At 41.5% G+C, this 13166-nt stretch carries 7 protein-coding genes and 1 pseudogene; 6 read left to right on the top strand and 2 right to left on the bottom strand.

Annotation, left to right across the window (positions count from 1 at the left end; genetic code table 11):
* Positions 1-44 precede the first annotated feature (44 nt).
* On the top strand, positions 45-554 hold the full coding sequence (locus AACU25_RS31980; RefSeq protein WP_321206702.1) for a hypothetical protein: 510 nt from the start codon (positions 45-47) through the stop codon (positions 552-554).
* A 146-nt stretch (positions 555-700) separates the two neighbouring features.
* On the opposite strand, the gene AACU25_RS31975 is transcribed toward AACU25_RS31980, so the two are convergent.
* Positions 701-1105: a hypothetical protein gene (locus AACU25_RS31975; protein WP_096582593.1), complete on the bottom strand. Its 405-nt coding sequence runs from the start codon at positions 1103-1105 to the stop codon at positions 701-703.
* Positions 1106-1607: 502 nt separating this feature from the next.
* Here AACU25_RS31975 and ppsA point away from each other — a divergent pair.
* The 4 genes and pseudogenes from ppsA to AACU25_RS37095 form a co-directional block, all read left to right on the top strand.
* On the top strand, positions 1608-4109 hold the full coding sequence (ppsA, locus tag AACU25_RS31970) for a phosphoenolpyruvate synthase (protein ID WP_096582591.1): 2502 nt from the start codon (positions 1608-1610) through the stop codon (positions 4107-4109).
* Positions 4110-4379: 270 nt separating this feature from the next.
* The gene (locus tag AACU25_RS31965) at positions 4380-8333 is read left to right on the top strand and encodes an ATP-binding protein (RefSeq protein ID WP_321206701.1); all 3954 of its coding nucleotides are present in this window, start codon (positions 4380-4382) and stop codon (positions 8331-8333) included.
* A gap of 107 nt (positions 8334-8440) precedes the next feature.
* Complete coding sequence (locus AACU25_RS31960) at positions 8441-9925, top strand: dolichyl-phosphate-mannose--protein mannosyltransferase (RefSeq protein WP_096582589.1); 1485 nt, start codon at positions 8441-8443, stop codon at positions 9923-9925.
* A gap of 282 nt (positions 9926-10207) precedes the next feature.
* Positions 10208-10354 (top strand): annotated as a pseudogene (locus tag AACU25_RS37095) (IS701 family transposase); the annotation flags it as partial.
* Positions 10355-10793: 439 nt separating this feature from the next.
* Here AACU25_RS37095 and AACU25_RS31950 read toward each other — a convergent pair.
* The gene (locus tag AACU25_RS31950) at positions 10794-11231 is read right to left on the bottom strand and encodes a hypothetical protein (protein WP_199347324.1); all 438 of its coding nucleotides are present in this window, start codon (positions 11229-11231) and stop codon (positions 10794-10796) included.
* A gap of 304 nt (positions 11232-11535) precedes the next feature.
* On the opposite strand from AACU25_RS31950, the gene AACU25_RS31945 reads away from it, so the two are divergent.
* Positions 11536-13080 (top strand): Rossmann-fold NAD(P)-binding domain-containing protein, encoded by a 1545-nt coding sequence (locus AACU25_RS31945; RefSeq protein WP_096582585.1) that lies wholly within the window; start codon positions 11536-11538, stop codon positions 13078-13080.
* Positions 13081-13166 lie beyond the last annotated feature (86 nt).

Raw genomic sequence — 13166 nt, 5'->3', positions numbered from 1 at the left:
TTTTGCTAAAATGACGCACAAACACTTGATAGCAAAAAAAGCATATGTCTATCGTTATTTCCCTTAGTCCAGAAATAGAAGCACAACTCCGTGAAAAAGCAGCACAACAAGGGCAAGATGTAAGTCTTGTAGCGGCTGAACTTTTAACTCGTATGCTAGAGTGGGAACTGCAAGATTTACAAGAAGCTACCGTTGGTATTCAACGAGGTTTAGATGATTTTGAAGCAGGTTTTTCACGTTTGTTTCAAGTAAATGTAGATGAATTAATTAAATTTGCAAAGACATTAGAAGGTCAAGAACTTGAGACTGCTAAGTTCAAGTGCAAGTTTGTTGTTAATGTAGTAGATACAGATTTATATTACACACCATTATCTAGTGGAATCTTAAGGAAACATTCACGTAAGTGGTTAGAAAGAGTATGCCAAAGATTTTCCATAACAAATTCTTTTAAGCCTGGAGATTACACTGACTTGAGCAAGAATGCATCATATGCTCTTGTAGTTATTAGTAGATATCTAGAAAATTCTAAAGAAGTAAAAATACTCAGTGATTAACTTAATTATTAAGATTAAATATTATTTTTGCTACCTTTTGCTTCCAATAAGTGGCAAATGTGTTACACATAGATGCAACTTCAGTCGCTACAAAATATGGATACACACAGACATATACAAATAACTTATCTGTGTGTATCTGTTTTTTACTTATTTGGTTGAGCAATCCGCGCTTCAATATCTTCAAATGTTTGCAATAATAGGCGTTTTGCTTGTAATTGCCAACCCCATTTTTGAATTCTAAAAGCAGCGACACTACCAGCTATAGCTGCTAATAATCCTATCGGCTGATTTAAAGAAATTCCTAATAATAAACCCAAACCTGCAATTCCCCAAAATGGTAAAGCAACAACTTGTCTTTGTTCTTCGACTATTTGGGCAATTTGATTTGGTTGCATGGTAGCTAATAAGGCAGCTTTGATTTGCCTCTGCTCTGCTAAAGATACTGATAAGCCAATTTTACGGCGCAGTTTTTCGATTTTGCGAGCATCAGTACTGTACTCAGTTAGCTCGTCTTCTGCCATTTTCAGTAATTGTTCTAATTGCGCCATCTTATATTATATCCCTAATTCTCAATAGAGATATTATCGCCAATTATTGTTAACTTTTCTTGACTAAATCCTGGCAATTTATAGCACAATCCCAAATTTAATATCTAAAATTAAACATGGGCAAAAAATACTAGCACACCACGGCAGAAGTAAAAAGTAAAAAGTAAAAAGTAAAAAAGCTTGTCTGACAAGCTTTTTACTGATTTCAGCTTTTAGCTTAATTTTGGTCGCTATGTACTAGTACAACATGGCAAAAATCAAGACTCTATTCAAAAAATAAGAATTTAAGAACCGCTCCTTCTTATCGTTGATCCCTAATCTTCAAAGCTTGAATATTGCCCAATATATGTAGCTGTACTAGTACGGCGAAAATCAAACTTCTAAAAAAATAGCCCCAAAGCCGAGAATACAATTCTTTTGACTTTTGACTTTTGACTTTCAATGTAGCAGTACTAGCGATTTCGCACTTACAACCAGAGCATTTACTTGTGAGGTAATACTGATGGTAACAGTAGCTAAAAATACTTTGTCTGTTGATACCAAAGAGCGATCGCTGATCCTTTGGTTTGATGAGGTGGGGATTGCGGATATTCCCTTAGTGGGCGGGAAAAATGCCTCACTCGGGGAGATGATTCAACAGTTGACACCCAAAGGCGTTAATGTGCCTATGGGGTTTGCTACTACTGCTTATGCGTATCGTTATTTCATCGAGTCTGCGGGGTTAGAAGCCAAGCTAAGAGAACTATTTGCAGATTTGGATGTGGAGGATGTCAAAAATTTACAAGAACGAGGTAAAAAAGCGCGATCGCTATTAATGCACACACCATTTCCCCCAGAATTGCGGAGTGCGATCGCCAATGCTTATGCAAGTTTGTGTGAGTCTTACAATGCAGATACAGATGTCGCTGTCCGTTCTAGCGCTACGGCGGAAGACTTACCCGATGCAAGTTTTGCCGGACAACAGGAAACTTACCTCAACGTTGTGGGTGTGGCGGGGGTTTTAGGCGCTTGTCATCGGTGCTTTGCTTCCCTATTTACTGATCGCGCTATTTCCTATCGTCATACTAAGGGCTTTGACCATTTTAGTGTGGCGCTGGCTGTGGGCGTGCAAAAAATGGTGCGTTCTGATTTAGCATCTTCTGGGGTAATGTTCTCTATTGAAACGGAATCTGGATTTAAGGATGCAGCGTTAATTACTGCTGCTTACGGCTTAGGGGAAAATGTTGTGCAAGGTACTGTAAATCCAGATGAATATTATGTGTTTAAACCAACTTTAAAAGCTGGTTTTAGCCCAATTGTCGATAAAAAATTGGGCAGTAAAGAATTAAAAATGGTCTATGATGACGGCTCAAAATTTACGAAAAATGTTCTGGTTCCTCCCAGCGAAAGAAGTCAATTTGTCCTCACCGATGAGGAGATTTTACAACTAGCGCGTTGGGCTTGCGTGATTGAAGACCATTATTCTCAAGTTCACGGCCATTACACCCCCATGGATATTGAATGGGCAAAAGATGGTATTACCAATCAATTATTTGTAGTCCAAGCACGTCCGGAAACTGTGCAATCGCAGAAGTTAGGTAACGTGTTGCGGAGTTATCGCTTGTTGTTGGGGACTGGGGAATGGGGTCTGGGGGCTGGGGAAAAATCTTTCCAATCCCTCATCCATAATCCTGAATTACCTGTCCCTTTGGTAACTGGACGCGCCATTGGGGAAGCGATTAGCCAAGGAAAAGTCAGCCTAATTCTTGATGTGCATAAAATCGACCAGTTCCAAGCTGGGGATGTGTTAGTCACCGATAGAACTGACCCCGACTGGGAACCGATTATGAAACGGGCTAGTGCAATTATCACTAACTCTGGGGGTCGCACCTGTCATGCGGCGATTATTGCGCGAGAATTGGGTGTACCTGCAATTGTTGGTTGTGGAAATGCAACGGAAATCTTAAAAACTGGGCAAGAAGTGACGATTTCTTGTGCGGAAGGTGAAGAAGGAAGAGTTTACCCCGGCTTATTACCTTTTGAAGTTAAAGAAGTGCCCTTAGAAAACTTACCCCGCACCCGCACGCAAATTTTAATGAATGTGGGTAATCCCCAAGAAGCATTTAGCTTATCTGCTATTCCTAATGATGGCGTAGGTTTAGCTAGGACAGAATTTATTATCGCCAATCAAATTCAAATTCATCCTCTGGCCTTAGTCCACTATGACAATTTAAAAGATGAATTTGTCAAAGCCAAAATTGGCGAAATCACCGCACTATATGAGAATAAACCCCAATATTTTGTTGATAAATTAGCTCAAGGTATCGGCAGAATTGCTGCTGCATTTTATCCAAAAACCGTGATCGTGCGGATGTCGGATTTTAAAAGTAATGAATACGCCAATCTGTTAGGTGGTCAACAATTTGAACCCCATGAAGAAAACCCCATGTTAGGCTGGCGCGGGGCAGCACGTTACTATGATGAAGGTTACAGAGACGCGTTTGCTTTAGAATGTTACGCCCTTAAACGCGTCAGGGAAGATATGGGTTTAACCAACGTCATCCCCATGATTCCCTTCTGTCGTACTCCCCAAGAAGGACGTTTAGTATTAGAGGAAATGGCAAAAAATGGCTTACAGCAAGGTGTCAACGGCTTGCAAGTTTATGTCATGTGCGAGTTACCCAATAACGTGATTATGGCGGAAGAATTCGCGGAAGTTTTTGACGGCTTTTCGATTGGTTCCAATGACTTAACTCAGCTAACACTAGGATTAGACAGAGATTCTGCCTTAGTAGCGCGATTATTTGATGAGCGCATTCCTGGTGTCAAACGCATGGTCAAAATGGCCATCGAAGCGGCAAAACAGTATAATCGCAAAATTGGCATTTGTGGACAAGCACCCAGCGACTACCCAGAATTTGCCCAATTCTTAGTAGAACAAGGCATAGATTCCATTAGTTTGAATCCAGATTCAGTATTAAAAACAATGTTAGAAATTGCCAAAGTTGAGGATAATCAGCGTTAAATTCATTCTTTCTCAGGATATATAGACATAGCAGGTAATTCTACTTAAAAATTACAATAGAACTTGTTTATTTGGCAGAATTACCCATAGGGGTTGAGCTTCCCCAAATTTATCTTTGGGAGAATGGACTGGCAACCCCCTCCCCTTTAACAATGAAGCTAATTCACAAACTCAAGCCACCCTGTTCATCTGACCCCGCCTCTCAAAAAGCGAATTTCCTTCGTGACCGTGAGGTTTTATGAAATACTTTTCCAGAGCGGAGTAAAGATTGTGGGCACTCAGCAAAAATCAGCAGCATGTGAAAATATTGTGACAGGTGGAGGCGAGATGGCGGTACTAATGCGATCGCTTGACTGGTCAACCACCCCTGTTGGTGCTGTGGAAACTTGGCCGCAAAGCTTAAAAACTGCTGTTCGCATCATGTTAGGGTCGCGCTACCCCATGTTTGTGTGGTGGGGAGAGTCGCTAACCAAGTTTTATAACGATGCTTACATTGCGGTTTTGGGTCAACGCCATCCTCAAGCGCTAGGTCAGCCAGCATCCCAAGTATGGGCGGAGATTTGGGACACTCTGGGGCCACAAGCGGAAGCCGTGCTGCAAAAAGGGCAATCTTCGTGGAATGAGGAATTGCTCTTAGTGATGCAGCGCAATGGTTACACAGAGGAAACCTACTTTACCTTTTCCTACAGTCCCATCCCTCAAGACGATGGGACTGTAGGTGGGGTCTTTTGCGCCTGTACTGAAGAAACCCGTCGGGTTGTGGGCGATCGCAGATTGCGGATTTTGCGAGAACTAGCAGCTAATACCGCAGAGGCGAAAACTGTTGAAGATGCTTGTGAGATTTCCGCCAAAACCTTAGATAATAATCCTTATGATGTGCCTTTTGCCTTGCTTTATCTGCTGGATGAGAAAGCAACTCAGGCAAGACTAGTAGGTACAACCCGATTACCCCCAGGAACTACCGCCAGTCCACAAAGAATAGACATCAACGCCGATAGCCAAATATGCGATCGCTGGTTACTTCCTGCTGTCATTGCTGATGGGAAAAGTCAGGTAGTAGATTTGGTAAAGTCAGGTTTTGTTGATTTACCCGGTGGTGCTTGGCCGGAATCACCCACAACAGCTGTAGTTCTACCCCTCACCACCCCCACACAAGAGCGACTAAGCGGATTTTTGATTGCAGGTATCAGTCCCCGCCGTCAGTTTGATGATGATTACCAAGGCTTTTGGGATTTAGTAGCAGGACAAATTAGCACTGCGATCGCAAATGCGCGCGCCTACGAAGCCGAAAGGTTACGCGCCGAAGCACTCGCAGAAATTGACCGCGCCAAAACCGAGTTTTTTAGTAACGTCTCCCACGAATTCCGCACCCCATTAACTTTAATGTTGGGGCCATTGGAAGATGCGTTAACAGATAACACTGCTTCCTTACCTACAATTCAACGAGAACGAATTGAAATTGTCCAGCGCAATGGATTACGTTTATTAAAATTAGTCAACACCTTACTCGATTTTTCTCGCATCGAAGCCGGAAGAATTCAAGCAGTATATGAACCAACGGATTTAGCTACCTTTACAGCAGAACTTGCTAGTGCGTTTCGCTCCACCATTGAACAGGCGGGAATCCAGCTAATCGTCGATTGTACGCCCTTACCCGCAGAAATTTATATTGACCGGGAAATGTGGGAAAAAATTGTATTTAATTTGTTATCAAATGCCTTTAAATTTACATTTTCTGGTAAAATTACCGTTAAATTAGAGTATTTTAAAAACCACGTTAATTTATTAGTTCAAGATACAGGCATAGGCATTCCCAGCAAAGAAATACCCAATTTATTTAAGCGATTTCATCGGATTAAAGGTGCCCACGGGCGAAGTTTTGAAGGTTCAGGAATTGGATTATCGCTAGTGCGGGAAATTGTCGAACTTCATGGCGGTAAGGTGAGCGTTACCAGTGTTTGGGGAGGGGGAAGCTGTTTTACAGTGACAATTCCTACTGGCTATGAGCACTTACCCCAAGAATCCCTCCGCGCTAGTCGCACATCACCTTCCACAGCATTAGGTGCAACTCCTTACGTAGAGGAAGCGCGGCGTTGGGGAACGGAGGGGAGCAGGGTAGAGACGCGATTCATCGCGTCTTTGCAAGCAGGGGGAGAATTTACTGGCGATTCTTCCTCAGCCTCCTTGACTTCCCCTGCTTCCCCAACTCCCCCAGCCCGCATTCTCTTGGCTGATGATAATGCGGATATGCGCGATTATTTGCGGCGATTTTTGAGCGATTACTATCAGGTAGAAACAGTCGGGGATGGGATTGCGGCGTTGAATGCAATCAGGCAAAATCCACCAGATTTGGTGTTAACTGATGTAATGATGCCAGGAATTGATGGCTTTGAATTATTGCGATCGCTACGTAATGATTACAAAACTCAATATATCCCGATAATTTTATTGTCAGCCAGAGCCGGGGAAGAATCGCGGATTGAAGGACTAGCAGCTGGAGCCGATGATTATATCGTCAAGCCATTTTCAGCCAAAGAATTACTGGCACGTATAGAAGCAAGCCTAAAATTATCAAAACTACGACAAGAAGCACAATTGCGCGAAAAAGACTTACGAATGCAAGCCGAAGCTGCATTGAGCGATCGCCAACAAATCGAAGCATCTCTGCGTGAGAGCGAAGAACGCTTTCGGCAAATGGCAGAAACAATTGAAAGCGTCTTTTGGCTATCCGATGCAACCGCAAACAAATTACTTTATGTCAGCCCTGCTTATGAGCAAGTTTGGGGGCGTTCCCCAGAAATTCTTTATCACGACTTAAGCAGTTGGATAGAGATGATTCACCCCGACGATCAAGATTTAGTTCTAAAAGCTACAGAGAAATGCATAACTAACGGTCATCATACAGAAGAATACCGCATTATCCGCCCTGATGGTACGATTCGCTGGATACGCGATCGCGGTTTTTTAGTTCGCGATGAGGATGGACAACCATATCGTATTGCAGGCGTTGCCGAAGATATTAGCGATCGTAAACAAGTTGAACAAGAGCGAGAACTATTACTGCTGCGTGAACGCGCCGCCCGTGAAGAAGCCGAAAGAGCCAGCCGCATCAAAGATGAATTTCTCGCCGTCCTCTCTCACGAATTACGCTCCCCCCTCAACCCGATTCTTGGTTGGTCGAAGTTGTTGCAAAATGGTAAACTCAGCCCCAGCGCCACCGCCGCAGCACTGGCGACAATCGAGCGCAACGCCAAGTTACAAGTACAACTAATTGACGATTTGCTGGATGTTTCGCGGATTCTCCGGGGTAAATTGATCTTAAATGCCATCCCCCTGGATTTATGTAGCATCATTTCATCAGCCTTAGAAACGGTGCGATTAGGAGCTGAGGCTAAGTCCCTAGAAATTCACACCCATATCACCCCCAAGGTCAGCGTCATCGGCGATCCTACAAGATTACAGCAAGTAGTGTGGAATATCTTATCCAACGCCGTGAAATTTACACCATCAGGTGGAAAAATAGAAGTTGGTTTAACCTGTGTGGACACAAATGCCCAGATTCAGGTACGAGACACAGGTAAAGGTATTAGTGCTGAGTTTTTGCCCTATGTGTTTGAACATTTCCAACAAGAAGACGGCTCTACTACTCGCCAATTTGGGGGTTTGGGATTGGGTTTGGCAATTGTGCGCCAGCTAGTAGAACTGCATGGTGGTACTGTAGCGGTGGATAGTGCTGGTGAAGGACAAGGCGCAACGTTTACAGTGTATATACCCTTAGCAAAAAATTCGGTGCCGACACCTGCATTACCAGCATCAGAGCAACAAAATGTCAATCTTGAGGGTATCAATATTTTAGTAGTGGATGACGAGCCAGACTCCCGTGAGTTTCTTACCTTTGTGCTCAAACAACAACAAGCAACAGTAACAACCGTAGCCTCCGGATCAGAAGCACTCAAAGTTTTAGTCGAAGCAGTCCCCGACTTATTAATTAGCGATATTGGTATGCCAGAGATGGATGGTTATATGCTCATGCAAACTATTCGCGCCTCACAGCCAGATAAATTTCTGCCCGCGATCGCCTTAACTGCTTATGCGGGAGAATTAAACCAGCAAAAAGCGATCGCCGCAGGTTTCCAAAGGCATATCGTTAAGCCAATTGATCCAAACGCCGTAGTTGCGATCGCTATTGAGTTATTGCAACCACAAATAATAAACAACCGATAAATTCTGAACAGTAGGTGAGGCAAGGGGGCAGGGAGCAGGGAGCAGGGGAGAAAAGCAATTACCAATTACCAATTACCAAATGACAAATGACAAATAACAAATAACCAATGACAAATAAAAAATGGTTCCAAATTGGTTTAGTAGGTATATTTCTCTTCTCATTCGCTTTGCGTTTTTGGGGATTGAGTAGATTCAATACTCTTGTATTTGATGAAGTTTATTTCGCCACATTTGGTAATAACTATCTCATTAATAAGCCGTTTTTCAATGCTCATCCGCCATTAAGTCAATATATTATTGGTATCGGCATTTGGCTTGGGAGTCATTTTCATTTTGGGCAAGAACCAGTTAATGGGCTAGCAGGTTCTTTATTGTCGCCTTGGAATTATCGTTGGATCAATGCTCTCACTGGTTCATTTATTCCTGTAGTTGTCGCTGCTATTGCTTATCAAATTAGTCATCGCCGTAGCTTTGCTTTACTAGCAGGGTTATTTACTGCTTGTGATGGTTTATTTTTGGTGGAATCTCGTTATGCACTCAATAATATTTATATTGTTATCTTTGGTCTTTTAGGGCAATGGTTTTTATTATTAGCCTTAGACAATCAAAAACAACGTCGTGCTTTATGGTTAATTGCCTCTGGTATTGCCTTTGGTGCTTCAACTGGTACTAAATGGAATGGTTTATGGTTTTTGTTAGGTGCTTATTTACTTTGGATAACAGCTTGGTTAATTCGGTTTTTACATTCTTGGACTAGCCAAAAAAGCTTTTTTGGAAGCATAGATAAAACAGCTATAGAACCCTTATTAACTAAAGTTCAGACACCGCTACAAAATCTGACTCAGCTAAACATTTTTCAGATGATCTCTTATTTAGGAATCATCCCGGCTATTGTCTATAGCTTAATTTGGATTCCTCACCTACGCTTAGATACAAGATACGATTTTATTGAAGTACATCGGCAAATTTTAAACTTTCACTTGCACATGGGCGGAAATAGTCCAGCCGTGCATCCATATTGTGCAGCTTGGTATAAATGGCCTTTCATGACTCGACCGATGGCTTATTATTATCAAACTGCGCGTAATTTCAGCGATCCATTACCTGTGATGGGGCCGAATTTACCCGCTGCTGATGGACGGGTAATATATGATGTCCACGCTATGGGTAATCCATTTTTATGGTGGTTTGGTATGGCTGCCATGTTATTTATAGCCGCAATGCTGTTGTCAAAATTAGTAATTCCTTTGTGGAAAAAGCAGCGTTTAGCTATATCTGACCATCTTGCTGTTGATACTTGGATTGCGTTGTACATAGTAATAAATTATGCAGCTAATTTATTACCCTGGGTAAAAGTCACGAGATGCGTATTTATTTACCATTATATCTGTGCAGTCGTCTTTGTATTTTTAGCGATCGCCTGGTTTGTTGATCAATGTCTTCGCAGCTATCACCGCGAACTCCGAGCATTAGGTGTCACAATTAGTTTTATGATTTTGGCTGCTTTTATCTTCTGGCTACCAATTTATTTAGGCTTACCTCTCACTTCTGAGGGTTATAAACTCCGAATGTTGTTTAATTCTTGGATTTAAACCTCTTGTGTTATCACTCTTTTGTTACTACGGGGAAAGTATAATCAGGAAGAAAACCAGAAACAGTAAGGAATAGGGATGGTTACGCCGCGTAGACAGGCAGTAAGCACTGTTGCCTTCATAGATAACTATTGTCAACACTATTATTCATGATTTGAGGATGTGAGACATTTTGAAGAATTCAAGTTTTTACACTTGGGAATGCTATCAAAAATGCCACAGAAATCTCTGCCGGAGATAGCCAAAATAGTAGGACTCCAAGACGGTCACTCACTACATCATTATAGTTTGAGAAACTGGATTGAATATGGCTTTAAACAAGTCAAGAATGAACTTGGCTGGGCTGATTTTCGCCTCACAGACTATGAAAGCATTGAGCGCTGGTGGGAGATAATTTTTAGTGCTTATCTTTTAGTTAGCATTCAGTCCACTTATTTCCAATTAGAAGCTGAGAAACCAGTAGCTGAAAATCTTCCAAATTCTAGCACTGATTCCTCTTCATTCATCAATGCATCAACTACTGAATTTCGCCAACATCGAGAGTGGGAACCGGGCATGACATGGAAAAGTTCCCTGAATAACTTGAGACTAATTGTTCAGCCTTATATCTTCTACCATTTGCTGTTACCTTGTTTAGATGTATTCAACATTCCTGGGATGAGACGCTGTTTCCTTAAGTTAATCGAATTGATGAATGGTTTTCGAGCTTCTCCGATTCTTTTCTCTATTGCTAGTTAATCTTCTCTCTATTTTTCTTTCCCTAAAGTAACAAAAGAGAGATCAAACCCTAATTGTTACGTTTAAAGAGAATCTGCAAGGATTGGTCTCAAAGCCTTGTAAATATTGGCTTGCAAGTTTTAGGACGGGTCTATTGTCCAGAACAGTAAGTATTAATTTCCTTTACTAAAGTACTTTCCTCAGTACTATTCTTTTTCAACGTTACTAAAGAACGTTTTGCACTAGCTAAATCTTTTTTATCTAAAGCTTTAGCTTCATCCTTCAAACCCTGACTTGTACTCTGATAAAGGGTGGTAAAGCGCTGCTGAAAGCCTTGCAACTTTTCATCCTTGATTTCCAGTGCTTTCATCTCTGTAGTAATTGTGTCTATCTTACCTGCGACTTCATTTAAGGCTTTAGAACCCGTTTTGGCATTATTGGGATTTTTACCAAAATCTTGACCGATAGTTACTGCTTGATTTGCTACCTTAACTATTTTGTTACATTGAGCGACTTTACTCTCGCCACAACCTGTAAACAGTAATGCGATCGCAGCCGTTGCTGAAAGTATAGTGGTTTGTTTAAACATACGTTGTATCTGTTTATTTTTTTCTAACTATATGCAGGAAAATACTTAGTTAGTATCAGTCCTGATACGTTATACTCCATACTTTCCCAAAAGAGTACAAAGATATACTAAGTTACACCAAATAACAGTTACATAATTTTACGGAATTCATGCCCATTCAAGGCGATCGCTTGTTTGCATAGTCAGCGCTAGTTGCCTAATTCCTAGCCAAGTCAGCACAATGATTATGGATTAACAGAATCCCAACAGAGACAGTAATTCCCAATCTAAAATCCAAAATTTAAAATCTAAAATCCAAAATGCTATGAGCATCACCGAAGATATTCTCTCTCAACTACCAGGCAATGTCATGGCAGGCTTACGTAGTGCCGATCGCACTTTAGCATCACTGAGGGCAGATCAAGCACCAATCCCAATGGTAGTAAAAGAAAACCCTGAACTCTTAGACAATGTGGACTGGGATGTAATTATTTGCGGTGGAACCTTGGGGATTTTAATCGGTTGCGCCTTAGCGGTACAAGGACTGAAGGTAGGCTTGATTGAACGGGGAATTTTGCGTGGTAGAGAACAAGAATGGAATATTTCTCGCAAAGAGTTAGAGGTATTTTTGGAATTAAATTTACTTACCAATGCAGAATTAGACCAAGCGATCGCTACTGAATATAACCCAGCCCGTGTTAGTTTTCAAGGCGGTACAGAGGTATGGGTAGAAGATGTTCTTAACATTGGTGTCGATCCAGTCTATCTCTTAGAAACCTTGAAAACCCGATTTTTGGCTGCTGGTGGTGCGTTGTGGGAAAACACACCCCTGAGTGAAGCTGTAGTTCATCCTAATGGGGTGATGGTAAACAACCAGCTAAAAACACGGTTATTGATTGATGCAATGGGACACCTCTCTCCCATCGCCCAACAAGCGCGCCAAGGACAAAAGCCAGATGCACTATGCTTAGTTGTGGGAAGTTGCGCCCAAGGATTTCCGGAAAATCACAGTGGGGACTTGTTATTATCTTTTACACCCTTGCAAAATCAATGTCAGTACTTTTGGGAAGCTTTCCCAGCTAGGGATGGTAGAACAACCTACTTATTTACATACATGGATGCACACCCCCAACGCTTAGGTTTAGAAGCTTTATTTGAGGAATATTTGCGCCTTCTACCACAATATCAGGGTGTGGAATTGAGCCAGTTGAAATTTCAACGGGCACTGTTTGGCTTCTTTCCTACCTATCGCCAAAGTCCCCTCAAAACCCCTTGGAATCGCATTTTGCCAGTCGGAGATAGTAGCGGCAGTCAATCGCCTTTAAGTTTCGGCGGTTTTGGTGCAATGGTACGACACCTCAAGCGCTTAACATTTGGTATTCAAGAAGCATTGCAAACCGAACAATTATCTACAACAGCGCTAGCTTTACTGCAACCTTATCAGCCTAGTTTAGCTGTTACTTGGTTGTTTCAAAAAGCCATGAGTGTGGGCATAAATCAAAATATTTCACCAGAGCAAATTAACCAATTGCTTGCTGTCGTTTTTCAGGAAATGCAAAAATTAGGAAATAAAGTACTTAAGCCATTTTTACAAGATATAGTAAAGTTTCCTGCATTAACGCTAACACTTGTAAAAACAGGTTTGGCAAATCCGGGATTAATTGCCAAAATAATTCCTCAAGTAGGTTTTATCAATTTACTAGATTGGATATTGCATTATGTAAATTTAAGTATATATACCGCCTTATTTTGGCTAAGTCCAATGTTAGAAACATTAGTTAAGTATTTGCCAAACCCCCAACAATATTATTGGCATCGTTTATTTGATGCTTGGAAATTCGGTTCTGGTAGTGATTATCTAGATGAATAACTTAATAAAAAATAAAATTTTTTTATCAGAGTTCATAGTCAAATGTCAAGAGTTAAAACTTGTTCATTCAAATTTTTAACTTTTGA

It is taken from the genome of Tolypothrix tenuis PCC 7101 (assembly GCF_963874875.1).
GTDB classification, from domain to species: Bacteria; Cyanobacteriota; Cyanobacteriia; order Cyanobacteriales; family Nostocaceae; genus Aulosira; species Aulosira tenue.
The sequence above is the reverse complement of the archived record's forward strand: the minus strand, read 5'-3'. Positions and strand labels throughout refer to the sequence as shown.

What these genes read in the sequence shown, in the direction of transcription:
- AACU25_RS31980 (WP_321206702.1), top strand. Translation starts at nt 45, where the DNA reads ATGTCTATCGTTATTTCCCTTAGTCCAGAAATAGAAGCACAACTCCGT.
- AACU25_RS31975 (WP_096582593.1), bottom strand. Translation starts at nt 1,105, where the DNA reads ATGGCGCAATTAGAACAATTACTGAAAATGGCAGAAGACGAGCTAACT.
- ppsA (WP_096582591.1), top strand. Translation starts at nt 1,608, where the DNA reads ATGGTAACAGTAGCTAAAAATACTTTGTCTGTTGATACCAAAGAGCGA.
- AACU25_RS31960 (WP_096582589.1), top strand. Translation starts at nt 8,441, where the DNA reads ATGACAAATAAAAAATGGTTCCAAATTGGTTTAGTAGGTATATTTCTC.
- AACU25_RS31950 (WP_199347324.1), bottom strand. Translation starts at nt 11,231, where the DNA reads ATGTTTAAACAAACCACTATACTTTCAGCAACGGCTGCGATCGCATTA.
- AACU25_RS31945 (WP_096582585.1), top strand. Translation starts at nt 11,536, where the DNA reads ATGAGCATCACCGAAGATATTCTCTCTCAACTACCAGGCAATGTCATG.